This is a genomic window from Actinophytocola sediminis (genome assembly GCF_054779715.1).
Map to the genome: position 1 here is coordinate 118841 of NZ_BAAGXS010000035.1, position 26841 is coordinate 145681.

General features: G+C 68.4%; 26 protein-coding genes and 1 tRNA gene. 13 read left to right on the forward strand and 14 right to left on the reverse strand.

Annotated elements, in window-relative coordinates; all coding sequences use genetic code 11:
• From ACYVIP_RS22335 to ACYVIP_RS22345, 3 genes are all read right to left on the reverse strand, one after another.
• Complete coding sequence (locus ACYVIP_RS22335; RefSeq protein WP_460399365.1) at positions 1-1566, reverse strand: tetratricopeptide repeat protein; 1566 nt, start codon at positions 1564-1566, stop codon at positions 1-3.
• 479 nt (positions 1567-2045) lie between these two features.
• Entirely contained in the window at positions 2046-2570 is a 525-nt protein-coding gene (locus ACYVIP_RS22340; RefSeq protein ID WP_460399367.1) for a DUF2199 domain-containing protein, read from the reverse strand.
• Between the two features lie 130 nt (positions 2571-2700).
• On the reverse strand, positions 2701-3504 hold the full coding sequence (locus ACYVIP_RS22345; protein ID WP_460399666.1) for an IS5 family transposase: 804 nt from the start codon (positions 3502-3504) through the stop codon (positions 2701-2703).
• 264 nt (positions 3505-3768) lie between these two features.
• On the opposite strand from ACYVIP_RS22345, the gene ACYVIP_RS22350 reads away from it, so the two are divergent.
• The gene (locus ACYVIP_RS22350) at positions 3769-4125 is read left to right on the forward strand and encodes a hypothetical protein (protein WP_460399369.1); all 357 of its coding nucleotides are present in this window, start codon (positions 3769-3771) and stop codon (positions 4123-4125) included.
• A gap of 619 nt (positions 4126-4744) precedes the next feature.
• Positions 4745-4990: a hypothetical protein gene (locus tag ACYVIP_RS22355; RefSeq protein WP_460399371.1), complete on the forward strand. Its 246-nt coding sequence runs from the start codon at positions 4745-4747 to the stop codon at positions 4988-4990.
• A gap of 461 nt (positions 4991-5451) precedes the next feature.
• Here ACYVIP_RS22355 and ACYVIP_RS22360 read toward each other — a convergent pair whose 3' ends face one another.
• Genes ACYVIP_RS22360 through ACYVIP_RS22385 form a run of 6 tightly spaced genes read right to left on the reverse strand, consistent with a single transcriptional unit; the run spans position 5452 to position 10509 of the window.
• Positions 5452-6621 (reverse strand): serine hydrolase domain-containing protein, encoded by a 1170-nt coding sequence (locus ACYVIP_RS22360; protein ID WP_460399374.1) that lies wholly within the window; start codon positions 6619-6621, stop codon positions 5452-5454.
• 13 nt (positions 6622-6634) lie between these two features.
• Complete coding sequence (locus ACYVIP_RS22365; protein ID WP_460399376.1) at positions 6635-7513, reverse strand: ABC transporter ATP-binding protein; 879 nt, start codon at positions 7511-7513, stop codon at positions 6635-6637.
• A gap of 9 nt (positions 7514-7522) precedes the next feature.
• Complete coding sequence (locus ACYVIP_RS22370) at positions 7523-8311, reverse strand: hypothetical protein (RefSeq protein WP_460399378.1); 789 nt, start codon at positions 8309-8311, stop codon at positions 7523-7525.
• Positions 8308-9003, reverse strand: coding sequence for a hypothetical protein (locus tag ACYVIP_RS22375; RefSeq protein WP_460399380.1), 696 nt, complete (start codon positions 9001-9003; stop codon positions 8308-8310). The genes ACYVIP_RS22370 and ACYVIP_RS22375 overlap by 4 nt, the downstream gene beginning before the upstream one ends.
• Positions 9004-9040: 37 nt before the next feature.
• Positions 9041-9922, reverse strand: coding sequence for an anti-sigma factor family protein (locus tag ACYVIP_RS22380; RefSeq protein ID WP_460399382.1), 882 nt, complete (start codon positions 9920-9922; stop codon positions 9041-9043).
• Positions 9919-10509, reverse strand: coding sequence for an RNA polymerase sigma factor (locus tag ACYVIP_RS22385; protein ID WP_460399384.1), 591 nt, complete (start codon positions 10507-10509; stop codon positions 9919-9921). The genes ACYVIP_RS22380 and ACYVIP_RS22385 overlap by 4 nt, the downstream gene beginning before the upstream one ends.
• A gap of 515 nt (positions 10510-11024) precedes the next feature.
• On the opposite strand from ACYVIP_RS22385, the gene ACYVIP_RS22390 reads away from it, so the two are divergent.
• Both ACYVIP_RS22390 and ACYVIP_RS22395 read left to right on the forward strand, forming a co-directional pair.
• Entirely contained in the window at positions 11025-11537 is a 513-nt protein-coding gene (locus ACYVIP_RS22390) for a helix-turn-helix transcriptional regulator (protein WP_460399386.1), read from the forward strand.
• Complete coding sequence (locus ACYVIP_RS22395) at positions 11537-12187, forward strand: nucleotidyl transferase AbiEii/AbiGii toxin family protein (protein WP_460399388.1); 651 nt, start codon at positions 11537-11539, stop codon at positions 12185-12187. The genes ACYVIP_RS22390 and ACYVIP_RS22395 overlap by 1 nt, the downstream gene beginning before the upstream one ends.
• A gap of 287 nt (positions 12188-12474) precedes the next feature.
• Here the strand turns inward: ACYVIP_RS22395 and ACYVIP_RS22400 are convergent.
• Positions 12475-12551 (reverse strand) — tRNA-Leu (locus ACYVIP_RS22400).
• 213 nt (positions 12552-12764) lie between these two features.
• On the opposite strand from ACYVIP_RS22400, the gene ACYVIP_RS22405 reads away from it, so the two are divergent.
• Positions 12765-13373 carry an ANTAR domain-containing response regulator gene (locus ACYVIP_RS22405; protein WP_460399390.1) on the forward strand — a complete coding sequence of 203 codons (609 nt, stop codon included), beginning with the start codon at positions 12765-12767 and terminating at the stop codon, positions 13371-13373.
• Here the strand turns inward: ACYVIP_RS22405 and ACYVIP_RS22410 are convergent.
• Positions 13370-15274 (reverse strand): fibronectin type III domain-containing protein, encoded by a 1905-nt coding sequence (locus tag ACYVIP_RS22410; protein WP_460399392.1) that lies wholly within the window; start codon positions 15272-15274, stop codon positions 13370-13372. The two genes, ACYVIP_RS22405 and ACYVIP_RS22410, sit on opposite strands and share 4 nt — an antisense overlap.
• 374 nt (positions 15275-15648) lie before the next feature.
• On the opposite strand from ACYVIP_RS22410, the gene ACYVIP_RS22415 reads away from it, so the two are divergent.
• The 7 genes from ACYVIP_RS22415 to ACYVIP_RS22445 all read left to right on the forward strand — a co-directional run bounded on the left by ACYVIP_RS22415 (position 15649) and on the right by ACYVIP_RS22445 (position 22040).
• Complete coding sequence (locus tag ACYVIP_RS22415; RefSeq protein WP_460399394.1) at positions 15649-16791, forward strand: branched-chain amino acid ABC transporter substrate-binding protein; 1143 nt, start codon at positions 15649-15651, stop codon at positions 16789-16791.
• 117 nt (positions 16792-16908) lie between these two features.
• A complete protein-coding gene (locus ACYVIP_RS22420) occupies positions 16909-17871 on the forward strand; it encodes a branched-chain amino acid ABC transporter permease (RefSeq protein WP_460399396.1) in 963 nt (320 codons plus the stop codon).
• Positions 17868-18998 carry a branched-chain amino acid ABC transporter permease gene (locus tag ACYVIP_RS22425; RefSeq protein WP_460399398.1) on the forward strand — a complete coding sequence of 377 codons (1131 nt, stop codon included), beginning with the start codon at positions 17868-17870 and terminating at the stop codon, positions 18996-18998. The genes ACYVIP_RS22420 and ACYVIP_RS22425 overlap by 4 nt, the downstream gene beginning before the upstream one ends.
• A gap of 47 nt (positions 18999-19045) precedes the next feature.
• The gene (locus ACYVIP_RS22430; protein WP_460399668.1) at positions 19046-19786 is read left to right on the forward strand and encodes an ABC transporter ATP-binding protein; all 741 of its coding nucleotides are present in this window, start codon (positions 19046-19048) and stop codon (positions 19784-19786) included.
• Entirely contained in the window at positions 19776-20492 is a 717-nt protein-coding gene (locus ACYVIP_RS22435; RefSeq protein WP_460399400.1) for an ABC transporter ATP-binding protein, read from the forward strand. Before ACYVIP_RS22430 ends, ACYVIP_RS22435 begins: the two co-directional genes overlap by 11 nt.
• A gap of 40 nt (positions 20493-20532) precedes the next feature.
• Positions 20533-21744, forward strand: coding sequence for a branched-chain amino acid ABC transporter substrate-binding protein (locus ACYVIP_RS22440; RefSeq protein ID WP_460399402.1), 1212 nt, complete (start codon positions 20533-20535; stop codon positions 21742-21744).
• Between the two features lie 2 nt (positions 21745-21746).
• Positions 21747-22040, forward strand: a complete 294-nt coding sequence (locus tag ACYVIP_RS22445) for a hypothetical protein (protein ID WP_460399404.1) — start codon at positions 21747-21749, stop codon at positions 22038-22040.
• A gap of 18 nt (positions 22041-22058) precedes the next feature.
• Here ACYVIP_RS22445 and ACYVIP_RS22450 read toward each other — a convergent pair whose 3' ends face one another.
• The 3 genes from ACYVIP_RS22450 to ACYVIP_RS22460 form a co-directional block, all read right to left on the reverse strand.
• The gene (locus tag ACYVIP_RS22450; protein ID WP_460399406.1) at positions 22059-22607 is read right to left on the reverse strand and encodes a DUF4352 domain-containing protein; all 549 of its coding nucleotides are present in this window, start codon (positions 22605-22607) and stop codon (positions 22059-22061) included.
• Between the two features lie 105 nt (positions 22608-22712).
• Positions 22713-23603 (reverse strand): LLM class flavin-dependent oxidoreductase, encoded by an 891-nt coding sequence (locus tag ACYVIP_RS22455; protein ID WP_460399409.1) that lies wholly within the window; start codon positions 23601-23603, stop codon positions 22713-22715.
• A complete protein-coding gene (locus ACYVIP_RS22460; protein WP_460399670.1) occupies positions 23600-23971 on the reverse strand; it encodes a PaaI family thioesterase in 372 nt (123 codons plus the stop codon). Before ACYVIP_RS22460 ends, ACYVIP_RS22455 begins: the two co-directional genes overlap by 4 nt.
• Before the next feature lie 128 nt (positions 23972-24099).
• Here ACYVIP_RS22460 and polA point away from each other — a divergent pair, with 128 nt between their 5' ends.
• Complete coding sequence (gene polA / locus ACYVIP_RS22465) at positions 24100-26829, forward strand: DNA polymerase I (protein WP_460399411.1); 2730 nt, start codon at positions 24100-24102, stop codon at positions 26827-26829.
• The last annotated feature ends 12 nt before the right edge of the window (positions 26830-26841 follow it).

Here is a 26841-nt window from a genome sequence, read left to right on the forward strand (position 1 = left end):
TCAGCGGATGATCATTGTCTGGTACGCGGCCCGGATGTCCTCGGTCGACGACTCGACGTACTGCGGACCTGGGCCGGTGTCGGCCCCAACGGGAAAGGTGTAGTCGAGGTATTCGGGGCGACAGGCCGCGCCATCGATCTGGAGGCCGAAATCGGCAAGCTTCCGGCCGGTGCGTACCTCGTACACCCGTACCGGGATCTTCTGTTGGTGGAATGAGACCAGGACACCCTCACCGAAGCCGGCGTTCTTGTAGTAAGTGCAGGTCTGCGCAACGGCGCCATATGTGACCTCGCCGGCACAGATTATCAGCGTCGCATTCTTCGGGTCGTTCGCCTGCCAGTTCTTCGGCAGGCCTTTCCGATGTGCGTCCTGTCCGAAGACCATCGCGGGGAACGTGCCGTGCCCGGTGTAGGGCCGTGCCGCGCCGTAGGGCCTCGGGTTGGTGCAGTACGCCGGCATCTCGTTCGCATAGGTGGTTTGCACAAGCGCGCGGACCTCGATCAGCTGGATTGCCCAAGTGGCCAGCGTGTGGCCGCGCTTCGCCCTCGTTACGCCCGGGTCGTTCGGATAGGTATCGAGCAACTGCTGGTAACCTGCGCGGGCTTCGGTCGGGTTGTTCGCGGCAAGCTGGGTGTCCGCACAGGTCAGCAGCGCCAGCGGGGTGACCTTGGCGGCCACCGTCCGCGCGCGATCGAGGTCATCGGTCTCGGCATCCTGCTTGACGATCCAGTCGGTGACGTCCACGGTGCGGCACGCGTCGTCGGTCGGCAAGCCGGCGAGGAACTCGTCCAGCACCTTGTCCGTGTCCTCCTGGCGGTTCGGGAACTCCGCACGCAGCGTGGCGATCAGGGCAAAACCCTTCTCCATAGCCAGTTGGTAAGCGTCGGCGAGGCCAGCACGCAGGTCGTCGCGTGCCTGGTCAAGCAGGAGGTCCTCGCGGTAGCGGCGCGCGTCGGTCCAGCGCGCGTCCGGCCGCCGCTCGTAGCTCGCCATCGTCTCGGCGGCCTGCAGGCGATCGGTCCTCGCCTGCACGCGAGCCCGCTGGATGAGCCGGCACGCCTCGACGGCGTCCAGAATGCCGTCCGCGACCGGGCCGTTGCCGATCCGCTGCCAAAAGCCCACATCGTCCGCAATGGACGAAGTGCGTTCGCAGTCGCCGTGCGCGTGCGCGGCGTCCGCCTCGTCGGCACGGCCGTTGAGGTCCAGTCGGACGATCACGAACGCGCCGAGCACGACCACCCCAAGCACGCCGGCGCAAACCCGTTGCCAGGGAATTACCGCTTTCGGTGGCCTGCTCGCGGTGCGCCAGCCGTGCCCGATCATGCCGGCCCACCAGAAGAGCAGCAGCCACTGCACCCAACCGGCGTGCGTAACGCCGCCGAGTACGCCAAGCAGGGCAATGGAGATCAGCGCGCATGCGACGCCGAGCAGGCGACGGCCGAGTAGCAGGTAGCCGACCCCGAACAGCGACGCATTGCCCAGGACAACCGCGACCGGGTCCCTCGGCGTTGTCGACCCCAGCGGCGTGGTCCCGGACAGGTTGGTGGTCGGCGGTACAGCGCACATCGCGGACGTCCTTGGCTCGGAGCAGCACTTGCACACTCATTGTTGGCGCACATTGTTGGGAGGGGTCCCGCCGTTCAGCAAGAAAGTTGCGACTGGTTCGCGAAAGACCAGCACTGAAATTCGCTGCCATCGATGATCTGTGGTGCCCCGGTGAGAGTCGAACTCACACTTTGGACGGGGTTTGGACGAGGCCACGAAAACTGCCCCTGACCCGAGCGGCGCGGGTCAAGATCCCGGTCCGCTCCGCAGGGGCGGATATGCCGATGGGACCGATCGGTGGTTCCCGAGAGGGATCGATCCGAGGACCAGCTCGTGGACACCGCAGAGCTTGGACGCGCGGATCTTGCCGCCGCAGCGGATCCGGCACGCCACCCGGCTCTTCGAGGACGTGCACCTGGTCCAGGGGGTGCCGTTGCACGAGCCGGAAACGCCGCATACCCGGCGCGACCTCACAGACGGTGCTCAAGCCGGGTGTCGCTTCAGGACAGCCTTGGGCCCTCGGGGTGCAGCAGCCGTTCGGCGATGTCCTGCACGCGGGCCACCGTGATGCCAGACCGTTGTTCCACGGCCAACGGATGGTCAGTGGGCTCCAACTCGACCGTCGGTCGGGTCCCGACCGGTTGGCTGTGCACCTGGGTCTTCAAGTTCAGCGTCGTCGGATCGTAGAGCGGCAACTCGGTGGACAACCAGCCGAAATACGGCGGCTCGTTCACCCGCGTCGGATCAGTCCACAACTCGGTCATCCGGTCGAAGCTGGGCTCGCTCAGCGACACCCATACGTCCCACTCGAAGTCCTCCTCAGCGTCCCGCACCGGCAGGACCAAACGCGCACGGACGAAGAAGTGCACGCCACCGATCACGCACTGCTCCTCACCGAGGACATTTCCAGGGCTGCCCTCCAGGCTCTCCTGCCAGTAGGCAGGTGCAAGCGCGCCATAGCTGAAGGGCAGACCAGCGTGCCGCTGACCGCAGCACGAGCACAGAAACCCCAGTTCGACCGACATGCCCAACAGAGTATCCGGCCAGCTGGCTGGCGCAGGCTTGTCCATCGCCAAGGCAGTTATCAGGTCTTCAAGAGCTTGGCGGCTGGGTAGGAACCGGCCTCGGCAGATCTCTGAGAGCCTGTTCCTGAACCTATTTGGTGAGTCGTCGGCTGGTGATGTGGATCATGGTCCAGCGGACCATGGCGGCGTGGTGTTCGGGTAGTCGTTCGTAGTCGCGGGCGCAGCGGCGGTGGCGGGTGATCCAGGCGAGTGTTCTTTCGACGACCCAGCGTCGGGGTAGGACCTGGAAGCCGGTGGCGTCGTCGGTGCGTTTGACGATCTGCACGACGATCTTGTGGGTGACTTTGGCCCAGGTGACCAGCTTTCCGGCGTAGCCGCCGTCGGCCCGGACCAGCTGGATACGTCGGCAAGTGGCGGCTAGTTGGGTGAGCAGTGGGCGGGCGCCGTCGCGGTCCTGCACCGAGGCTGGGGTGATCAGCACGCATAACAACAGACCGAGGGTGTCCACGACGATGTGATGTTTGCGGCCGTTGATCTTCTTGCCCGCGTCGAAACCACGGTCCGTCCGCGCGACGATTTCGGCGGCTTTGATCGACTGGGAATCCAGAATCGTCGCTGTGGGTTCGGCGGTGCGGCCTTCTCGCAGCCGCACACGGTCACGCAGGCTGTCGAGGAGGTTCTGGGTGAGCCCGGCCTTCTCCCACGCGGCGAAGTAGTTGTAGACCGTCGACCACGGCGGGAAGTCCACGGGCAGCGCCCGCCACTTGATGCCGTTGTCCACCAGATAGAAGATCGCATCGACAATCGCCCGCCGGCAGTGCGCTTCCCGTCGCCCGCCCTGCCCGGCCAGCCACGCCGGATCGGGCAGTAAAGGATCGATCAGCACCCACTGCGCATCGGTGGTGTCCGAGGGATACCGACGAACGCGAGACACCCCCGACGAAGCGTGCAGCGGACCCAGACGGCAACACGCCGACCCCGAACCCACACCAGCAACCGTGATACGGCACGATGACAACGGAACTCCTGGTACAGCGGCGATTCGACACCGACTGCTCTACCAGGAGCTCCTCCGTTCCAGCCTCTGACACGCCGACCAAGATCAGTTCAGGAACAGGCTATTACGGATCGCCTGGCGGCTGGCTCGATCTCAAGGCTTGCTGACTGCGACCGAACTGCCACCTGCGATGATTCGACTGTGAGCTATGACCTTGCTGTGTGGGATGGTGAACGTCCACGCGACAACCACCAAGCGGGTACGGTCTACGACGAGTTCTATGAGCGCTATCTGGAGTCGGATGATGTCATTGTGCCTCCAGCGCCGCGCATTGTGGGTTACGTCGAGGCGCTCGTCGACCGATACCCTGACGACGGCAGTGGTGTAGGCAGTGGCGTATGGGCGTCGCCGCCAGTCATTGACGAGGCGTCAGGGCCGATCGTGTACCTGCTCATGTCCTACAGCAAGGCTGAGGAAGTGTCTGAGTACGCCGCTTCGCTGGCTCGCGAGCACGGGCTCGTCTGCTATGACCCGCAGGCAGAATCCTTGCGGTCGTAGGCTGGTTGCCCTTTCATCGGACGGGCCAGAGGAAATGTGTGTCGGCGCCCTCTGCCCACCGTCGCCCCCTCCGGTAGCCGCGGCTGCGCACCGGTAACCTGGCCAACACGACATCTGTTGCCGTATGCGGACACCGTGTTCAACAGCCGCCAGGTGGCCACTTTGCTGGAGGACCCGCAGCTGCCGCCGGGCGTGGTTACCGATGAGTTCGCACGTGAACTCATGGAGCTTGGGCGGAGGGTCCTCGACAGGCAGCACCTGTACCTATGGTTCCTCGGCGACTGAGACAGCGGGTCTCCGCAACTCCGACCAATAGCCGGACAGATGAACGACCGCAGTGCTACGGCAGACGCACGCGATGGTCTCAGTTCAGGAACAGGCTCTGAGACCTTCGGCCGCGACAAGCCAACCTGTCGCGCCACCCAGTCCTGCTTCAGACCGGCGGCCGCGCGACAGCGCTCCACTTCGGCCGCGAATGCCCGCTCCTGCGGAGACAGCTCCATCCACACCCCAGCTGCGTACTCGAGCTTGTCCCTGAACTGTCCCTTGCCTTCCGGGACACCGGACAGCCCACCCACGCTAGCAACCTGAACATCGGCAACCACCGAGAGGTTTTCTCATGACGACCTTCTTCCTGCTTGTGTCCGTGTTGCTCGCGTTGGCGTGCTTCGCACGGCAGGTCACCCTGGTGATCGTGGCGTTTCTGGTCTTGAGAGACAGCCCACCGGAGAAACGATCAGAGATCCTGCGTGCTCTGCCGGCGCCCCGTGCAACTCGGGATGCCGTCTTCGGACCGGCTCGTCAGGGTCTCGACCCTGCCGGATCCAAAACGGGGGGCGTATGGGGGGCGATCACCCGGATTTGACCGGTCCCCACCGGACAGAGCCGGGCGCCCCATGATCATTCTCAGACGCGTTTTCGCAGGTCAAACGGCCTGGTCAGGTGCGGTTTGCGGTGGTGCCCCCGGCGCGGTTCGTACAGCATCCGCACGAAGCCGCCAACGCCGTGAGCTGCTGGTTTCCGCCACGGTCGAGATCCCACGTCGCCGTCGTGGTCAGGGCCGTGACGCCTCATGACCGCGACGACCGAGCAGGCCCGCGGCAGTTGCCGGGCGCAGCTGGGCGGCATCTGCGCCGGCACGGTCACCGCGTGCACGGCGAGGCCGTCGAACAGAGCCCGCGGCAGGCCGGTTTCGAGATCGAGGTCGGGGGGCGAGTTGGTCGGCGGCGGCCATCCCGTCGAGAATCTCCCGGCGCAGGCGGGCCGTTGCTCGAGTCGGTGGTGATCGCCCTGGTCCTCCTGACCATCGTGATCGGTGTCGCCGCATCACTCTGGCCGGCCCGGAAGGTGGCCGAACGCCCGATTCTCACTGCGATTCAGTCCGGAACCGACTGAGGGCAGCTGCCATGGCTCGCCGCAGAACTCGATGTTGATGGCGTTGAGCGCACCTAGCACCTGACGGCCGTCCCTTGGCGAGAACAGGTTGGCCGACACGACAATCTCGCGCTTGCCGTCGAGGGTCGCGAACGCGTAGGTCTGGTAGCCGGGGATGGCGCCGGTGTGTCCCCACAGCGTGACGCCGCACGTGGTGTGCATTTCCTCGATGCCGAGGCCATAGCGTGGCCACGCCGGGTTGTTCGTGGCGGGGGCGTCCTCGTGCATGCGTTGCACCAGTGCCGGTGGGAGCAGCTTGCCGGTGAACAGGGCGTGGTAGAAACGTTGGATGTCGGTTGCGGTGGACACGACTCCGTAGGCGGCCCAGGCGAACGACGGGTTCAGTTCGGTGAGTTCGAACCGTGGTGCCGGGTCGATGCGGTAGTAGCCCGACGCGTGCGGGCCCGCCAGGAACTGTGTGCTGGTCGGGAGATCGCTGCGGAACATGCCGGCTGGTAAGAACACTCGCCAGCGTAGTTCCTGGCTCAGGGTATGACCGGTGACCCGCTCGACGAGCATGCCGAGCAGGATGTAGTTGGTGTTGGAATACGCCCATTCGATGCCGGGTGCACCGTGTTCGAGGGTGTTCGCGAGCTGTATCAGTCGCGCCGGCGAGTACGTACGGGAGGTATAGTGCGCCGGGTCGGCGAACTCCGGGGCGTTGATGTAGTCGGCAAGGCCGCTGGTGTGGTTGAGCAGTTGCTCGACGCGGACGCCGTCGTCGCCGGGGACCATGCCGGGCAGTAGCTCGCCGAGTGTGTCGGTCAGTGCGAGCTTTCCCTCGTGCACCAGCTGAAGCAGCACGGTGGCGACCATGGTCTTGGTGATGCTCCCGGCACGGAATCGGCCGTCCCGCGGCAGCGGGCCATTTGTGTCTACATCGGACACGCCGGCTTCGGCACGCCACCGGTTTTTCCCGCGTACCACTGTGAGCACCACGCCGGGTGTGCCCGCGGCGACCATCTGGTCCAGCTCCTGTTGGATGCCGGTGGACGCGCTCGCGGGCGACACCAGTGTCGTGGCGAGCAGCGCACCCAGCGCTGCCACGGTGAAAACTCGCATCGGTTTCCTCATCTCAGGCCGACAGCACGGTGCGGGAGTCGCGAAGCGTGATGTAGCCCTCTTCCAGGGAAGGGGTCACGGGGACGGCGTCGGGAGTCGGTTGTTCGGAGGCGACGACCCGGTACCGCACGCCGTGCGGGTCGGGCAGTACCGACACGATGACCCCGCCTTCCGGCTCGGGGCCCGGGGTGACCAGGGACCAGACTCGTCCCTCGGCGAGGGCGGTGAGTTTCGCTACCGTGCCACGGAAAACCACGCGGCCCGCGTCGAGCATGGCCAGTTCGCGGCAGGTCTGTGCGATGTCCTCGACGATGTGCGTGGACAGCAGCACGGTCCGGTCGCCGGCGAGTTGGGCGAGCAGCGTGCGGAACCGGATGCGCTCTTCGGGGTCGAGCCCGGCGGTCGGCTCGTCGACGATCAGCAGCCGTGGGTCGTTGAGCAGTGCCTGCGCGATGCCGACCCGGCGTTTCATCCCGCCGGAGAAGCCCTTGAGCCTGCGTTTGGCCACATCGGACAGTGCGACCACCTCGAGTAGTTCGGCGACCCTCCTGCGCCGGACCGCTCGGTCGTCGATGCCCTTGAGCAGTGCGACATAGTCGAGGAACTCCCGCGCCGTCAGGTCGGGATAGACGCCGAGGTCCTGCGGCAGGTAGCCGAGCACCCGTTTGACCGCGGCGCGGCCCGCCGCGGTGCCCAGGTCGTGGTCGGCGACCAACACCCGGCCACTGCTCGGGCGCAGCAATCCGGCGAGGATGCGCATCAGCGTGGTCTTGCCGGCACCGTTGGCGCCGAGCAGCCCGAACATGCCGGTGGGCACGGTCAGGTCCAGGCCGTCCAGGGCTCGGGTGCCGCCCCGGTACGTCTTGGTGAGCCCGGTGATCTGGATCTTCACGTGGTCTCCCTATCGAGTGGTGCGAGCGAGCAGGGCCCGGGCGCCGGTCAGCGCCAGCGCGACCATGATGAGCAGGACGGCGACCGATCCCCAGGCGGTAGCCGGGGTGAGGGCCGGGCGAAGCAGGTTCAGCGCGGCACCGGGCACCGGCCCGGCCAAGGTGCCGTCGGCTTGGAACAACGCGTCGAGGACGTAGCCGTTCACCGGACGCAGCAGCGTGTGGTTGAGCGTGGGCATGATCGTGGGGTGGACCAGGTTGGCCCAGAACCAGTAGCCGACGAACAGCACCCGGAACAGCGGCGCGGGCATCAGCAGCGGACACAGCAGCGCGAACGCGCCGACGAACAGCAAAGCCGGTACGACCACGACGACACTGACGGCCAGGGCGTAGGCCAGCGCGGCCGGATCGCCGTGGCGCATCACGTGTCCGATGGCCAGCAACAGGTAGCACCCGATGACGGGGAGCCCGCCGGCGAGACACGCGCCGAGGTACTTCCCGGTCAGCCGGGTGTCCGGGCCAGCGGATGTGGCGTCCAGCACCTGCCGCACGTTGAGCTGCTCGTCCCGAACGAGCCGGTCGGCCAGCAGCACGCCGAAACCGATGGGCAGCAACAGCGTGACCAGCTGCCCCGCGAACACCATCGCGGACCCGGGATCGGGCTCGGTGAACACCTTGCCCACGTTGGTCGGGTTCACCACCACAGTGAGCACGGCCAGCGCTCCCATGGTGATCCAGAGCGATCGCTTGCGCAGCTGCATCAGCAGCTCGTAACGCAGGCACGCACGAAACGCGGTCATCCGTCCTCTCCTCTGACAAGTCGTTCCGCGCGGGCGAGGACGAGCCAGCCCGCGACGAGCAGCGCCACACCGGATGCCAGCAGCACCAACCGGTTCGCCAGCCAGTCCACATCGCTGCCCCGCGTGGTCGCGAACAGGTACATCAGCTGGGTGGGAGTCCAGTCCCGCATGGCGTCGGCCAGCAGTTGCTGCACCAGCCACACCGCGGCGACCAGCCCACCCGCGGCGGCGGGGCTGCGCAGGAGCGCGCCGAGCAGGAAACCCAACCCTGCCAGGCACAAGGTGGGTGCCAGCCAGACGAGCTGCCCGAGCGCCGGTGCCGGTGCGAGTGGCCATCGGTGCCACCAGCCGGACACCGTCAGCGCCACGGACGTGCCCCCGGCGATCACCGCGGTCCACCCGAACGTGATCACGAGCCGCCGCAACAGAGTCGAGCGGTACTCCCGGAACACACTGGCCTGCAGCTCGACGGCCACGTCCCGGCCGACCAGCGAGGCTGCGACGACCCCGGCGGCCAGCGGCATGCCCATCTCCAGCACTGCCTGCAAGGTGCGGGCGGTCGCCACGTCGTTCCCGCCGCCCGCCTGCAACACCGCGAGTAGCACGACGAACGCGGCGCAGACCGACAGCGTGACCGGTGCCGCCCAGCCGGTGCGGCGAACCTCGTGCCGCCACAACGCGAGTGGTGTCATGCCACGTTGGTAGCGCCGCGAGGTCGCAAGGTTCACTTCATCGCACAGCGAGTGGCCGGCCCGCGAAAACTACCGCGGTACACAGCAACACCGCGGCGAGCACCCCGGTCAGCACGTTGGTTGACCACAACGCCTCGACCGCACGCGCGACGGGCACCAGCCATTCCGTACCCGCCGCCAGGCTGGGCGCGAGCAGCCGCGTGACCCACACGGCGAGCGCGACCGTGGCCGCCACGGTCGTGCCCACCGTGACGCTGAGCAGCAGGCAGAGCGCCGACAACACCACCATCGGTCCCAACCAGGCGCTGACCAACGCCGTCAACCCGGACGAGCCGACACCGACCCAGGCCAGCACCGCCGACGACACCAGTGCGAGCACGAAGTCGTAGCCGAACACCAACGCCACCCGCGCCACCAACACGACTCGCGGTGAGGTCACCGTCGCCGCGAGGAACTCGAACCCAGAATCCCGTTCCGTGCCACAGACCCCAGCGATCCCGGCCGCCGCGACGATCGGCGCCACCATCGCCAGCACCGCCTCGGGCCAGTCGTGGTGGGTGCCCATCATGGCCAGCACGACACCCAGTCCCATGACGACGACGGAGGCCAGCCAGACCGACACGCGAACCAGCCGAAGCTGTGGCAGCAGGAGCTGTCCGGCGAACCGGGCGTGCCGTGCGAGCCCGGCCCGCGGCACGACCGGCTCCGGATCCTGGGCCGCGTGCTGCAATGTCACGGCCACCGCGTCCCGGGGCGGTGGACCGTCCTGGCGTAGCGCGTCGCCGATCGAGCGCCAGAGTGCGAACCGCTGCCCGCACGCGTCACACGCGGCGAGGTGCTCCCGCACGGCCCGCCGGTCGTCCTCGGACAAGGTGCCGGCGGCGTACCCCGCCAGGTCGGTCGTGGGATGCCCGCTCATCGCCATGACTCCTCCAGTTCCGCGAGCGCACGCAGCAACGCGGCACGTGCGTTGTGCAGCCGGCTCTTGACCGTGCCGACGGGCACCCCCACCACCACGGCGATCTCCACCTGGGACAGCTCACCGATGAACGTCAACAGCACCACCTCGCGGTGCACCAGGCTCAACTGGTCGATGGCCGCCAGCACCCGTTCCCGCTCCACACTTGCCAGCGCCAGCTCCTCTGGCCCCGGCTCGGCCGCACTGAGTTCCGCCACCTCGTCCAACCCCGCCTCGACCGGCCGCGTGGCACGCAACCGGTTGTGCGCCTGCCGCCTGGCGACCCCGTACAACCAGGTCCGCACCTGCGACCGCCCGGCGAAGCTGGCCGCGCCGCGCCATACCGCCAGGAGGGTGTCCTGGAGGATCTCCTCGGCCAGCATCCGGTCCCCGGCCAGCCGCAACAGGAACCAGAACAGACCATCCGCGTGCCGCTGGTACAGGACCGTCAGCGCCTCCGCGTCGCCCCGCCCAACCCGCCCCAACAGCACATCGTCCGGCTCACTCCCCGACCCCGGCCGCCGCAACAGCACACCCCCCCGGATCACACCTCACCAGGCCATTCAACAGTGAGTAGCACCGCAGGCCGTTGAGGTTCAGCCCAGCGGCGTGATGCTGTAGGCGACGATCCAGGCCCGCCACCCGAGCCTTCCCGATGATCCATGCGGTGGGCACCGGAACATTGCTCAGATGCACCGCGCACACTTTCAGCTCACCGCGCCAGAACTCCTCCACCAACGGCCGACCGGTCGACCCACGTCGTGACATGGCGGAGTGCGAACTGAGACCCAACAGCCCCCGGCAACCGTTGTCGGGGTTGTTCTTGCTGGTCAGACTGGGTGCCCCCGGCGCGGCTCGTGCAGGATGCACACTGGACGGGTTTTGAACCCAGTCGGTCAACTGGCTCTGACCTGCGCGGATAGGCGTCGGTGATGATTCGTGGGGAGAAGTCGGGGAGTGGTGACCAGGACTGGCGTGACGGTCCCGGTTGGTTGCTCGCCGCTGGACGCCTGGCGTAACGTATCAAAGTAGATACCCCCGCTTGGTGAAGGAGGTGCCGCTGATGTCTGTGGCGAGGTTGCTGGCGGCCGCGCGGCACCTGGCTGGCCTGAGTCAGGACCAGCTCGCCCGGCTGGCTCACACGTCGCGGACGGCGGTGTCGGCCTATGAGAACGGCCGGAAGAAGCCGACGTTGGACACGGCCGAACGCCTGCTGGGCGCGTCGGGCTTCGACCTCGACCTACGTCCGCGGATCACCTTCCACCCGGTCGTGAGTGATCGCGGGCGCGTGTACCAGGTGCCCGATCAGCTCCCGTCACTCCCGCCACACACGGCCCTGGCGACGGTCGAGCTGCCGCTGTCGTTGAACTGGTCGCAGCCTGGTCGGCGGTACCGGCTCAAGGACCGGTCCGAGCGTGCCCGCGTGTACGAGGCGGTGTTGCGCGAGGGCGGCCAGGAGGACGTGCTCACCTACATCGATGGTGTCCTGCTGGTCGATCTGTGGGATGAACTGTTGCTCCCTCGCGATCTTCGTGCGGCCTGGGCACCGTTGATCTCCAAGCTGGCCGCCGCGTAGTGGCCACTGGCTCGGCGGACGTCCCGCTCACCGCGTTTCAGCTGGAAGTGGCGCGGCTGTTCTTCAGTCTGCCCGCCAGTGACGGCTTCGTCCTCGCCGGTGGCGCCGCGCTCCTGGCCCAGCATCTGACGGTGCGCCCGACCCAGGACCTGGACTTCTTCACCGACAGGCAGGCGGGCATCGTCGCGGCGCGGGAAGCGCTGATCGCGGCGGCCGATGAGCGGGGCTGGGGCGTGCGGACGATCCGGAAGGGCGAGAGCTTCAGCCGCCTCCAGGTCACCGGTCCGGAAGACCTGATGATCGACATCGCTCTGGATTCGCGGCCGGGACAGCCACCGGCGATGAGTGTGGCTGGCCCGACCTATGCACCGGAGGAGCTTGCGGGCCGCAAGGTGGTCGCGCTGTTCGACCGGTTCGCGGCCCGCGATTTCGTGGACGTGTTCGCGCTGAGCCACACGTACAGTAAGGCGGACCTCCTGACGTGGGCTCGTGAGCTCAATCCGGGATTCGACCTGCCCTATTTCGTCGAGGCGCTTGACGCGCTGCCTCGCTATACGGACGTGGACTTGAGCCTTGGCGCGGTCGACGTGGCGGCCGTGCGCACGTTCTTCTCCGAGTGGGCCGCGGAGCTGAGGCAGGTCCAGTCGTAGCGGTTGCCCAAACCCTCCCCGCTCCCTCGTACCGGCCGTCTCGAGCTTCGAGTGATCGAGGCCGAGGGGAGCCGCTTGGTGCTCGTGGACAACCGTGCCGTCGGTGGTGGCGCTGCCGTCACGGTCCGTGGGCTGCGCCGACCCGAACGAGCCGAACGCCAAACGGGCCTCATTCGCGTGATCACCCGGATCCGACCGGATTCGACCGGACAGAGCCGGGTACCCCGCGATCAACATCGGGGGCATCTGCGCAGGTGAAACGGCCTGGTCACGGCCTGTTTGAGAGGTGGTGCCCCCGGTGCGATTCGAACGCACACTGGACGGGTTTTGAATCCGTTGCCTCTGCCGGTTGGGCTACGGGGGCGGCGCGTGACGACTTTACGGGATCACCCGCACCGGGTTCTCGAGGGCTCCGGCCTCGGGATCCGCCCGTGCTCAACCGCTGGCCATGACCTAGGTCACGGCCTATGTTGCCGGTTCGTTACGTTGTGGTGATCACCGTCTCTGCGACGGGCATCCCGGGTGAATGCGCCGGTAGGCTGGTGGCACAGCGTTGCGAACCCGAAGGAGGACCCCGGTGACCGAGCAGGCTGCCGAGGCCCAGACCGGCCCGGCCGTGCAGCGCAGTGTCCTCGTCGCCGAGGACGAGGCGCTGATCAGGCTCGACCTCGTCGAGATGCTGAAGGAAGAGGGCTATCACGTCGCCGGTGAGGCCGCCGATGGTGAGCAGGCCGTCGCGATGGCGACCGAGCTGCGACCCGACCTTGTCATTCTCGATGTCAAGATGCCCAAGATGGACGGGATCGACGCCGCGGCGGCCATCGCCGGGGAGCGGATCGCGCCGGTCGTGATCCTGACGGCGTTCAGTCAGCGGGATCTGGTCGAGCGGGCACGTGAGGCCGGCGCCATGGCCTACCTCGTCAAACCGTTCGCCAAGCATGATCTCGTCCCGGCCATCGAGCTCGCCGTGTCCCGGTTCGCCGAACTCCAGGCACTCGAGACCGAGGTCGCGACCCTCACCGAGCGCATGGAGACCCGCAAGCTCATCGAGCGGGCCAAGGGCCTGCTCATGACCAAGCAGGGACTCTCCGAACCCGAGGCCTTCCGCTGGATCCAGCGCACGGCCATGGATCGCCGCGCCACGATGAAGGCCGTCGCTCAGGCCGTGGTCGAGAACATCAACTAACGCTCCACCGTGAAGTCCACTCGGGCTGACTGGGACTCTCGTTTCGTTCCGTACTGCTTTACCTCGATCGCGTGATCGCCCGGACGTATGCCACCCAGGGCTATTGGTAGCGCGTAGCTGCCGCCTACCCCTGGGCCGTCGGCGTCGGTCGGCATGGCGGCGATCAGCTTCCCGTCCAGGTACACCTCCAGGCCCTGCACACCGGCCACGGCTCCGGTGTCCCACTGGGCGGCGGCGGCATCCAGGCGCACCGTGAGCACGACCTGGCCGAAGGCCGGCAACCTCCTGCTGGGCAACGGTTCGCCGGCCGCGTCGGCCAGGGTCAGCGTCACCGTTGGCTGGCCGTCCGGCGTGTCCGGCGCCGCCGGCGCGGGGGTGGGGGCGGGCTCTGCCCACGCCGGGGTCGGGGTGATCTCCAGATAGGCCTCCACCACGATGGCCGTCGTGTCGGCCCCGGGCGCCCGCACCACGAACGGCGCGATCGTCGCCGCGTCGCTCGGCCCCAGCAGGCTCGACGGCACGTCGGCGACCAGGGTCAGCGACGCGCCGCGCGCCGACGGCAGGCCAGGCACCACCGGCCTTGCCGGCAGGCGCGCGGTACCGAGCTGCACGATCGCCTGACCCACCACCAACTCCGGGTTCATCGCCACGGTCACCACCACCCGCGCCGACTTCGACTCGACCAGCGGCCAGCGCGCCACCTCGCCATCCGGCGCGGCCTCGTCCAGGTCCAGGATCCGTTTCGTCGCCGGCCGCAGCACCGCCTCGACCACCCCGGTCGCCGGGTGCGCCGGACCGCTGAGGCCGACCGCGGCCACCCGCACCCGGGACGGCCGGTCGTCCGGGCCACGGAAACCCAGCAGCACCGACGCCTGTCGCCACGGCGGCACCACCTGCCGGACCGCCACCGCCAACCCGTCCTGGTACACCCGCACCCCGGACGTCGTCAGCGCCACCTCGAACAGGTGCGCCACCCCCGGCCCACGCCGCGGCACTTGTTGGTACGCCGCGGTCTCCGCCGTCGCCGGCAGGTCGGGCGCGACGCTCACCAGCACGCCCCCGTCCGAGATCGACACCCGGATCGTGCCGCCCGGCAGGCCGGGGTCGCGGTGCTCGGTCGTCCGCCGGGTGCCGACCCCGACCCGGTCGGCCGGTCCTGGCACCAGATCGACGATCAGCTCCCCGCCGGGGCCCGCCGCGTCGGTCAGCACCGCGACTCGGCCCAACTCCCTGTCCCCGCCAAGGCGCAGCGCGGTGCGGGCCCGCAGCACCGCGATGTCCGAGCCGCACCGGAAGTCGATCGCCAGGCCACGGTCGGCTCCCATCCGGACGCAGCCCCGGTCGCCCGACTGATGCCAGCGCGACCGCGGCGAGTTCGGGGCGATGGTCGACGGGTCGGCGAAGTCGTCATAGATCTCGGTCAGGCCGAGCAGCGGGGCAGCGGTGCCGGCCTCCGGCTGGCCGGTCGCCTCGGTGGGCGCCGAGCGCTGGCCATAGGCGTCGACCGACCGCACCCACACCCGATAGCGCTCGCCGTCGACCAGCCCGTCCAGCAGCATGTCCGGTGCGACGACCAACCGGCTGCCGGCCCGGCCCTCGCCGTCGATCCGCTGCCAGCCGACCTCGTAGCCGACCACTCCGGGTAGCGCCTGGCCGCCGATCAGTCCATCTGCCCAGGACACTCGTAGCCTGCTGGTGTCCGCCTCGACCACGATCCGTGGTGGCTGCTGCGGCGGCTGGCTCGGCCCGGGCAACACCACCAGATCCTCGGCGAACCGCTCGGCGACCACCGGCCCCCGCTCGTCGTCCGGAGTGGACTCCGGGGCGCGCAGCACGACCACCGCGCCCACGAGTAGGGCCGCCCCGGCGAACCAGGCCAGCAGCCGCGATCGTTTCGACACGCATGCAGGTTAGGAGCGGATCGGCGGCACTCGGCGGTCCTGTTGTGAAGTTGGAATCCGACTCCCGGTTTGGGTTGGTTCGTCCGGTCAGCGGACAGTCGGCGGGCATTGGCCACGCCATACGTTCAGTTTTCGTTGCAGTCTGGTCACGAGCCCTCCAGGCACGTGACTCACCACTGGTTACTTACTACGTTCCGCCCCATCCCGTGCCACCGAGCAGGGCTGCTACCAGTGGTACCGCTGATCGTGGGGCGTGCGGTGACGTCAGGTAGCCTTCTCGGCCAAGCTGAGCCGTGCAGGACGCCACGGTGTTATGAAAGGACGAAACGTTGGGCCCGAAGATGGTTCGCCGAGCTGGCCTACTAGCCGCCGGCATGGCGCTCACTCTCACACTTTCGGCGTGTGCCGGCTCTGGTGACGACAACGGCGGCAGCGGCGATGGCGGTGACGCCAGCACGGTCACGATCGGCTTCATGGGCGATCTGACCGGTGAGAACTCCGCGATCGTGATCCCGCCCCGTGACGGCGCGAAGATGGCGTTCGACGCGTACAACGCCACCAACCCGGACGTCAAGATCGAGATGAAGGAGTACGACACCCAGGGCAAGCCCGAGCAGGCCACCGCGCTGGTGGCCCAGGCCGTCAACGAGGACAAGATCACCGCGTTGATCGGTCCGGCCTTCTCCGGTGAGTCCAAGGCGGTCGGCGCGCAGCTCGACGAGGCCGGTGTCCCGAGCATCTCCGCCTCGGCGACCAACCCCGACCTCGCCGCGAACGGCTGGAAGTACTGGCACCGCGTGGTCGCCAACGACAACGACCAGGGCCCGGGCATCGTCTCCTTCCTGATCAAGTCGCTCTCGCCGAAGAAGGCGTTCGTGGTCAGCGACGACCAGGAGTACAGCGTCGGCCTCGCCGAGTCGGCCAAGGCGGCCTTCGACAAGGAGAGCGTGCCGACCGAGACCGACAAGTTCGCCCAGACCGCGTCCGAGCACTCCTCCACGGTGGAGAAGATCCGCTCCTCCAACGCCGACGTCATCTTCTTCGGCGGCTACTACGCCCAGGGCGGCCGGCTGCTCAAGCAGCTGCGCGACGCCGGGGTGGACACCCCGTTCGTCTCCGGTGACGGCTCGCTGGACGTCCAGCTCGTCTCCACCGCCGGTGAGGCGGCCGCCGAGGGCGCCATCCTCGGCTGCCCGTGCAACATCCCGAGCGCTGACGTGGAAGGCGCGCTGAAGACGTTCTACGACGACTTCAAGGCGTCCTCCGGCAACAACCCGGCGATCTACGCCACCGAGGGCTACGACGCGGCCACGGCGTACATCAACGCGGTGAAGGACGGCAAGACCACGTCCGACGACATCAACGAGTTCCTCAAGACCGTCGAGTTCGAGGGCGTCTCCAAGCCGATCAAGTTCCAGGAGAACGGCGAGCCCGAGGCCAACGACATCTTCATCTACCAGGTGGTCGGCGGTGAGGTGAAGCTTCTCGGCACGTCCGACGAGGCGACCCTCAACTAGCTCTGACTCGGCTAGAAGGCAAGGACAGACGCTGAGAGCAGGGGCGTCATACCCCGACGCCCCTGCTCTCGTCCGTATGGCGATCTCGCTCGCCCCCGACCCGGCAAGGCAGTGCAGATGCTCGAAGACTTGAGTAGCCAGTTCCTCCCCAATACCGTGGGTGGACTGGCGTGGGGCGCGATCTTCGCGTTGATCGCCCTCGGGTACACCATGGTGTACGGCGTCCTACGACTGATCAACTTCGCCCACTCCGAGATCTTCATGATCGGCGCGTTCGCCGCGCTGTTCGTGGTGACCACGTTGGGCATCTCGGCTCCGCTCGGTGGGCTCGCCCTCGTCGGCCTGCTCCTGCTGATGATCGTCGTGTCGTCGGCGGCGGCGGGCGGCGCGGCCGTCCTGCTCGAACAGGTCGCCTACAAGCCGCTACGCAAGAAGGGCGCCAGCCGGCTGGCGGCACTCATCTCGGCGATCGGCGCGTCCCTGTTCCTGCAGGAGCTGTTCGCGCTCGTCGTCATCCCCGAGGTCTTCGACTCTCCTGGCCGCAACACCGTCCCGGTGCCGCGGATCGCCGACCGTGACGTGCTGTTCAGCATCGGCAACGCCAACGTCCGCGTCGACCACGTGATCGTCATCATCGCCGCGTTGGTCATGATGATCGTGCTCGACCAGTTGGTGAACCGCAGCCGCATGGGCCGGGGCATCCGCGCCACCGCCCAGGACCCGGAAGCCGCCGTGCTGATGGGTGTCAACATCGACAACGTCGTGCGGATGACCTTCCTGCTCGGCGGTGCGATGGCCGGGGTCGCCGGCATGCTCTACGCGTTCGAGTACGAGAACCTCCAGTTCAACGTGGGCTTCGTGCTCGGCGTCAAGGCGTTCACCGCCGCCGTGCTCGGTGGCATCGGCAACATCCGCGGGGCCCTGCTCGGCGGCTTCGCGCTCGGCCTGATCGAGAACTGGGGTGCGATCTTCCTCGGCTCCGAGTGGAAGGACGTCACCGCGTTCGTGGTCCTGGTGATCGTGCTGATGTTCCGGCCGACCGGGATTCTCGGCGAGTCACTGCAGCGAGCGCGCGCATGAAGGGCGACCAGGTGACCAACAACGGCAACGGCAACGGCACCGCGCGGCGGGTCGGGCCGATCGACCGCGTCCGCGACTGGTGGGCCAAGGCCCCCCAGTGGCAGCGCTGGATCGTCTACGTCGCGCTGATCGGGTTCGCGCTCATCCTGCCGGCCCCCTGGGTCGGCTCGTTCATGTCCCCGCAGTCGGACTGGACGTCGGTGCTGATCAACCCGATCGGCACCTACATGCTGATGGCGATCGGGCTCAACATCGTCGTCGGCATGGCCGGGCTGCTCGACCTCGGCTACGTGGCGTTCTACGCCATCGGCGCGTACTCGTTGGCCTACTTCGGCACCGAGTACGGCTGGAACTTCTGGGCGACGCTGGCCATGGCGCTGGTCCTGGCGATGGTGTCCGGGGTGATCCTCGGCGCGCCGACCCTGCGGCTGCGTGGTGACTACCTCGCCATCGTCACCCTCGGGTTCGGTGAGATCGTCCGGATCACCGCGAACAACACCGACGAGATCGGCGGGGCGCGCGGCATCACCAACGTGCCGCACCCGCCGCAGATGTTCGGCATGGAGTTCGCCTTCGACCCGGCGCCGTACTACTACCTGATGCTCACCGCGATCGTGCTGATGATCATCTTCTCGCGCCGGCTGGAGATCAGCCGGGTCGGCCGGTCCTGGGCGGCGATCCGCGAGGACGAGGACGCGGCCGAGCTGATGGGTGTGCCGACGTTCAAGTTCAAACTGCTCGCCTTCGCCGTCGGCGCCATCATCGGCGCACTGGCCGGCGTGGTCTGGGCGAGCAAGGACAACTTCGTCGTGCCGACCAACTTCCCGTTCATCCTGTCCGCGACGATCCTGGTCGCCGTGGTGCTCGGCGGTTCCGGCAACCTCCCCGGCGTGCTGTTCGGGGCCTTCCTCATCGCCTGGTTGCCGGAGCGCTTCCGTGACCTCGAGGAGTACCGCATCCTCATCTTCGGCGCGGTACTGGTGATCCTGATGGCCTTCCGGCCGGAGGGGTTGCTGCCCTCCAGGCGCCGGCAGGCCGAGCTGGCGGAGGGAACCGGCGGCATGGGCACGATGGGCGCCGAGGTGCCGGGGCCGGGATCGGATCCTGATATGGAGGTTTCCAAGTGACGGAGCCGAACGAGGCGCCCGTCCTGCTCGAGCTGGACGACGTCACCATGGCCTTCGGTGGCGTCGTCGCGATGAGCGGGGTCGGCTTCACCATCCGCGAAGGGGAGATCTTCGCCCTGATCGGCCCCAACGGCGCCGGCAAGACCACGGCGTTCAACGTGGTCACCGGCGTGTACCGGCCGAGCTCGGGCTCGGTGCGGTTCGCCGGCCAGCGGATCGACGGGATGAAGCGGTTCAAGGTGACCAAGGCCGGGGTCGCCAGGACCTTCCAGAACATCCGGCTGTTCCACAACATGTCCGCGCTGGAGAACGTGATGGTCGGCATCGACGCCCACCACCGCACCGGCGCGATCGGGGCCGTGCTCGGCCTGCCGTGGCACTACCGGGAGCAGCGTCACGGCCGCGAGCGCGGCATGGAGCTGCTGGAGTTCGTCGGCATCGCCCACCGCGCCGGGGACACCGCGAAGAACCTGCCCTACGGCGACCAGCGCCGGCTGGAGATCGCCAGGGCGCTGGGCACCAACCCGAAGCTGCTGCTGCTCGACGAGCCGGCCGCCGGCATGAACCCGGCCGAGAAGCAGTCGCTGCAGGACCTGATCCGGCGCATTCGCGACGACGGCCGCACGGTGCTGCTGATCGAGCACGACATGGGTCTGGTCATGCACATCAGCGACCGGGTGGCGGTACTCGACTTCGGCCAGCTGATCGCCATCGGCAGGCCAGGTGAGGTGCAGAAGAACCCGAAGGTCATCGAGGCGTACCTGGGAGCCGAAGCCGATGCTTCTTGAGGTCAACGACATTCACGTCTTCTACGGGAAGGTCGCCGCGCTGCGCGGGATCAGCATCGAGGTCGACGAGGGCGAGATCGTCGCCCTGATCGGGGCCAACGGCGCCGGCAAGACCACGACGCTCAAGACGATCTCGGGTCTGCGGCCCCTCTCGGGTGGGCAGGTCACGTTCCAGGGCAACGACATCTCGAAGGTGCCCGCCCACCGGCGGGCCATCCTCGGCATCGGCCAGGCTCCGGAGGGTCGCGGGATCTTCCCCGGCATGACCGTCGAGGAGAACCTGTTGATGGGCGCGTACGCGCGCAAGGACGACCATCGCAAGGACCTGGCGGAGGTCTACGAGATCTTCCCCAGGCTGGCCGAGCGCAAGACCCAGTTCGGCGGCACGATGTCCGGCGGCGAGCAGCAGATGCTCACCATCGGGCGCGCGCTGATGACCCATCCGAAGGTGCTGCTGCTCGACGAGCCGTCGATGGGCCTCGCGCCGATGCTGGTCGCCCAGATCTTCGAGATCATCCGGGGGATCAACGAGCGCGGGACCACGGTGCTGCTGGTCGAGCAGAACGCCCACCAGGCGCTGCAGCTCGCCGACCGGGCCTACGTGCTGGAGACCGGCCGGGTGGTCAAGTCCGCCGTCGCCGACGACCTGCTGCACGACCCGCAGGTCCGCGCGGCCTATCTTGGTGGTGATCTCGGCGTCGCGTGAGAACTCGTGGAGAGGACCGCAGTTGTTGCGTTTCCAGTCGGTGAGGGTCGCGGCCGTCGTCGCGGCGACCGCGTTGTTAGTGGGTTCGTGCACCTCCAGCGATGAGAACCCGCCGGACGGGGAGCGCGCCGGCTGTGACACCAGCAAGGGCACGCTGGTGATCGGCGTGATCGCGCCGTTGAGTGGGGCGATGGTCGCGCAGGGCAGGGGGATCGAGAACGCGACCCGGCTCGCCGTCGACCAGGCCAACGAGAAGTGCGTGGTCAACGGCTACCGGCTCACCGCGCAGGTCCAGGACGACGGCATGGACCCGAAGCTCGGCGCGCAGGCCGCGACGATGCTGGCCGCCACGCAGGACATCGTCGGCGTGGTGTCCACGTTGAACTCGTCGGTGTCCACCAGCGTCGCGCCGGTGCTGGACAAGGCGGGGATCCTGCAGATCTCGCCGGCCAACACCAACGACCAGCTCACCAAGGGCAAGGACTTCCGCGAGAATCCCAAGCGGCAGTTCAAGACCTACTTCCGCACCTGCACGGTCGACTCGCTGCAGGGCCCGTTCGCGGCGAACTACCTGGTGGAGACGGCGGCGAAGAAGAAGATCGCGGTCGTCACCGACGGGCTGACCTACGGCGAGGGGCTGGCCGGGACCTTCATCGAGCAGGCCGAGGAGAAGGGCGCGACGATCGTCACCCGCCAGCAGATCGCCCCTGGCGGCAAGGACTTCGCGAAGCTCATCGCGGCGCTCAAGCCCTTCGAGCCGGACGCGGTCTACATCGGTGGCCACTATCCGGAGGCCGCGCCGATGTCCGCGCAGCTCGCGGCCGCCGGGCTGGCCATCCCGGTGATGGGCGGCGACGGCATCTTCAACGACGCCTACCTCACCTCCGGTGGCAAGAACGGTGACCTGGCCACTTCGGTCGGCGCGCCGGTCGAGGACCTGGACAGCGCGCAGGCGTTCGCGAAGGCCTACGAGAAGGCGGGCTACCAGGAGGACATCGGCGCGTACGGGGCGTTCGCCTACGACGCGGCCAACGCGATCATCGGCGCGCTCGCGACGACCGTCGGCGAGGACAAGTGGTCCACCTCGATGCGCGAGCAGCTTGTGGCCAACGCCGCCGAGTACGAGGGCGACGGCGCGACCGGCAAGGTCTCCTTCGACGAGTTCGGCGACACCAGGAACCACGTCCTCACCGTCTACGAACAGCGCGACGCCAAGTGGGACGCGGTCGAGACCGGCGAGTACATCGACTAGCGGTGACCGGGCCGACCGAACAGCCGTGGTACGTCCTGATCGAGGAGACCGTCGGCTTCGGCAATGACAAGAACTGGCTGCTGTCGGGCCAGATCCCGGCGACAGACCGCGACCACGCGCACGAGATCGCCCAGCACTACGCGAGGACCTACCGGCCGCGCCACCCCAGGACATCGCGCGGCCGGTCGGTCTACCGTGTCAGCGAGACCTCGTGGCTCGTTGGCGTGCGGGGCGCCAGCCGGACCTACCCGTTCCGGATCTCGATCGCCCAGCTCCACGGCACGTTCCACACGTGACCCCGGACCGCAGGGTGTTCAGGGCGTGATCGGGATGTCGGTGCCTTCGGCGTCCTTCATGTCCGACAGGGTCGGGCCGCCGAAGGCGCGGAGGGCGGCGGGTTCGGCGTCGGCCGGCACGTCGTAGTACAGGTCGAACTCCACCCGCACCCCGGCGCCGAGGTCGATGGTGTCCGGCTGGCGTTTGACCATCATGGTCGAGCGGTGCGGGGCGTGGGTGGTGCCGTCGGTCAGCACCAGCAGCTGGCGGCCGGTGTCGAACAGCACGCCGCTCCGGCCGACGTTGACCACGACCAGCCGGACCCGGATGAACTGGCCGTTCTCCGGCTCGAACTCGACGTGGCTGCCGATGAGCCGGGCCAGGTCGGTGGTGAGGCCGATCAGCGTGAACGACGTGTCCCCGTCGACGACCGCCTCCCCACGCAACGCCACCTCGTCCGGCCGAACCGGCCGCGAATCCTGCTGATAGGTGGTCGAGGCAGGAGACTCCCGCTCACCGCTCCCACCGGAGACACACCCGGCAAGACCCACCACGACAACAACAACCCCAGCCACCCAGATCTTCATCCAAAGTCCCCACGCCAACCAACCGCACCTCAGGGGACCGTGACGCAACCCAGCCACCAACCACCCCGCCCTCCGCCTGCATGCGCCGGAACGCAACCAACACTCTTAATCCCGGGGAGGCGGACTAGCGACCAGTGGGCGGACTTGTTCTGCGGTGAAGCGGACAAGGCCTTCGAGGTCCGGTTCGTCGGCGGTGTGCACCAGGATCACCCGATCGGCGCCGGCCTCGACCAGGTTGTGTACTCCTTCGGCCACCGCCGCGGCGTCACCGTGGGCGCCCAGATTCGGCACGTTCTCGTTGCCCCAGGCCACGAGCTCCCGGTGCATCCGCTCCGCCGCCCCCGGACCTGTCGTGGCGGTCATGAACACCACCAGCTCGTGCTGGTCGGTCCGTCCCGCGGTCTCCCGGCCCTCGTCGATCAGCGCCCGTGCCCGCCGCACGGCCGCCGGCGGGTTGCTCGCGTCGAGCACGGTGCCGTCGGCCAGCTCACCGGACAGGCGCAGCGACCGCTCCCTGGTCGCGCCGACGTAGAGCTTCGGCGCCCGCGCCGGCGGCCAGTCGAGGGACACCTGGTCCAGCTGCACGTACCGGCCGGCCGTGGTCACCGTCTCGCCCGCCAGCAACGCCCGCAGCGCCGTCAGGTGCTCGCGCATGGCGGTCAGCGGCGACGCCGGCCGGACCCCCACCTGGGCCATCCAGTGCTGTGCGCCGTGACCGACCCCGAAAATCATCCGCTCGGGGAACATCCGCTCGATCGTGGCGGCTTCCATCGCGGTCAGTGCCACGTTGCGCAGCGGCAGCGGCAGGATGCCGATGCCCACCCGCAGCCGGGACGTCCACGCCAGCGCGGCGGCCATCGGCGCGATGCCGCTCTCGAAGAAGCAGTCCTCCCACAGCCACAGCTCCTCCAGGCCGGTGGCCTCCGCCACCTCGACCACGGCCCGGAGCCGCTCCGGCGGCAGCTGTGGCCGGAAGACCACGCCCAGCGCCGTCATGCGCCGGGTGGGCGTTTGCGGACGATGCAGGTCAGGCGTGCGGTGCAGGTCCGCCTGCCCTCGTCGTCGGTGATCACGACCTCGAAGGTGGAGGTGCTCGCGCCCACGTGCAGCGGCGTGGCCACCCCGGTGACCGTGCCCGACCGCGCGGCCCGGTGGTGGGTGCAGGACAGCTCCAGGCCCAGCGCCACGTTGTCCTGCCCGGCGTTCAGCGCCGCGGCAACCGAGCCGATGGTCTCCGCCAGGGTGGCGTTGGCGCCGCCGTGCAGCAGACCGTACGGCTGGAGGTTGCCGGCCACCGGCATCGTGGCGACCACCCGTTTGGGGTCCCACTCGGTGATCTCGATGCCCATCTTCGTCGGCAACATCTGGTCGAACAGATCTGTCCGCAGCCCCGGCAGCTCGGGCGGAAACGGATTCTGTTGGCTAGTCGACACACTGTCTCCCTCAGCTGGTGCTCGTCACCAGTGTCGGTGCACCACCCTAGACTCGCCCTGTGCCTGAGACGCCCGACACACGAACCGCAGCCACCAGCAATGAGCAGCGCCTGCTCCTGATCGACGGCCACTCCATGGCCTACCGGGCGTTCTACGCGCTACCCAAGGAGAACTTCTCCACCGGCACCGGCCAGCACACCAACGCGGTGTACGGGTTCACCTCGATGCTGATCAACCTGCTGCGCGACGAGAAGCCGACGCACATCGCGGTCTGCTTCGACGTCTCGCGTAAGACCTTCCGCAGCGAGCAGTTCGCCGAGTACAAGGCCAACCGCGCCACCTCGCCCGAGGAGTTCCGGGGCCAGGTCAGCCTCATCGAGGAGGTCCTGCGCGTCCTGGACGTGACCGCGCTGTCGATGGAGGGCTTCGAGGCCGACGACCTGATCGCGACGCTCACCACGCAGGCCACCGCCGAGGGCTACGCGGTCGCCATCTGTACCGGCGACCGGGACGCCTTCCAGCTGGTCAACGACCAGGTCACGGTGCTCTACCCGTCCCGGGGCGTGTCCGAGATGGCCCGGCTGGACCCGGCGGGCGTGCTGGCCAAGACCGGCGTGCGGCCCGACCAGTACGCCGACTTCGCCGCCCTGCGTGGCGACCCGTCGGACAACCTGCCCAAGATCCCCGGCGTGGGGGAGAAGACCGTCTCGAAGTGGATCAACCAGTTCGGCTCGCTCAACGACCTGGTCGACCGGGTCGACGAGGTCAAGGGCAAGGTGGGCGACGCGCTGCGCGCGCACCTGTCCAGCGTGCTGATGAACCGCCAGCTCACCGAGCTGGTGCGCACCGTGCCGCTCGGGGTGGCACCGGCCGAGCTCGCGGCCCGGCCGTGGGACCGCGACGCGGTGCACCGGCTGTTCGACGAGCTGGAGTTCCGCGTGCTGCGCGACCGGCTGTTCGGCGAGCTGGCCACCGCCGAGCCGGAGGCCGAGCACGGCTTCGAGGTCACCGGCGGCGCGCTGGAGCCGGGCGCCCTGCCCGGCTGGCTGCGCGAGCACGCCGGTCCCGGCGTGCGGGTCGGGCTGTCGTTCCGGGACCTGTCCACCGGGGTGTCCGGGGAGGCCGTCGAGCTGCGTTCGCTCGCGCTCGCCCTCGCCGACGGCACCGGGGTGTTCGTCGACGTCACCACGCTCGACCAGGCCGACGAGCAGGCGCTGGCCGGGTGGCTGGCCGACCCGGCAACGCCCAAGCTCGCCTACGACGTCAAGCGGTCGCTGCACGCGCTGCGCCACCGGGGCTGGACGCTGCGCGGACTGGTCACCGACACCCACCTGGCCGCCTACCTGGTCCGGCCAGGCCAGCGCTCGTTCGCGCTCGACGACCTGGTGCTGCGCTACCTCAAGCGGGAGCTGCGGGTGGAGCAGCAGCCAGAGGAGCGCCAGCTGTCCCTGCTCGACGGCGAGGAGGGCGACGCGGCCAAGGTCGCCGAGGGCGAGATCGTGCGCGCCAGGGCGATCGCCGAGCTGGCCGACGCGCTGGACGTCGCACTGGCCGACACCGGCGGCACCGGGCTGCTGGCCGAGATCGAGCTGCCGCTGCTGTACGTGCTGGCCGAGCTGGAGGCCGTCGGCATCGCGGTCGACACCGCCCAGCTCGCCTCGCTGGAGTCCGGCTTCGCCGCCAGGGTGAAGAGCGCCGAGCAGGAGGCGTTCGCGGTCATCGGCAAGGAGATCAACCTCGGCTCGCCCAAGCAGCTGCAGGTCGTGCTGTTCGACGAGCTGGAGATGCCCAAGACCAAGCGCACCAAGACCGGTTTCACCACCGACGCCGACGCGCTGCAGACCCTGCACGCCCAGACCGAGCACCCGTTCCTGGCCCACCTGCTCGACCACCGCGACGCCACCCGGCTGAAGATCACCGTCGAGGGCCTGATCAAGTCGGTGTCCGACGACGACCGCATCCACACCACCTACAGCCAGACGATCGCGGCCACCGGCCGGCTCTCCTCGACCGAGCCGAACCTGCAGAACGTGCCGATCCGCACCGACGCCGGCCGCACGATCCGCGACACGTTCGTCGTCGGCGGCGGCTTCGCCGACCTGATGACCGCCGACTACAGCCAGATCGAGATGCGGATCATGGCCCACCTGTCGGGCGACGCGGCGCTGATCGAGGCCTTCCAGTCGGGGTTCGACTTCCACGCGGCCACCGCGGCGCGGGTGTTCGCCGTCGAGCCGACCGAGGTCACCGGCGCGCAGCGGGCCAAGATCAAGGCGATGAACTACGGCCTGGCCTACGGCCTGTCCGCCTACGGGCTGTCCCAGCAGCTGCGGATCTCCACCGACGAGGCCCGCGAGCTGATGGACGAGTACTTCGACCGCTTCGGCGGCGTGCGCGACTACCTGCGGGAGATCGTCGACCAGGCCCGTAAGGACGGCTACACCTCGACGATCTTCGGCCGCCGCCGCTACCTGCCCGACCTCACCAGCGACAACCGCCAGCGCAGGGAGATGGCCGAGCGGATGGCGTTGAACGCGCCCATCCAGGGCAGCGCGGCCGACATCATCAAGGTCGCCATGCTCAACGTCGACCGGGAGCTGAAGTCCTCCGGCCTGGGCACCAGGATGCTGCTCCAGGTGCACGACGAGCTCGTGCTCGAGGTGGCCGACGGCGAGCGGGCGGCGGCGGAGTCGTTGGTGCGCAAGGGCATGGGCAGTGCCTACGAGCTCGCCGTGCCGCTGGACGTGTCCGTCGGCTTCGGCCACTCGTGGAACGACGCCGCCCACTGACCGTCACTCCCG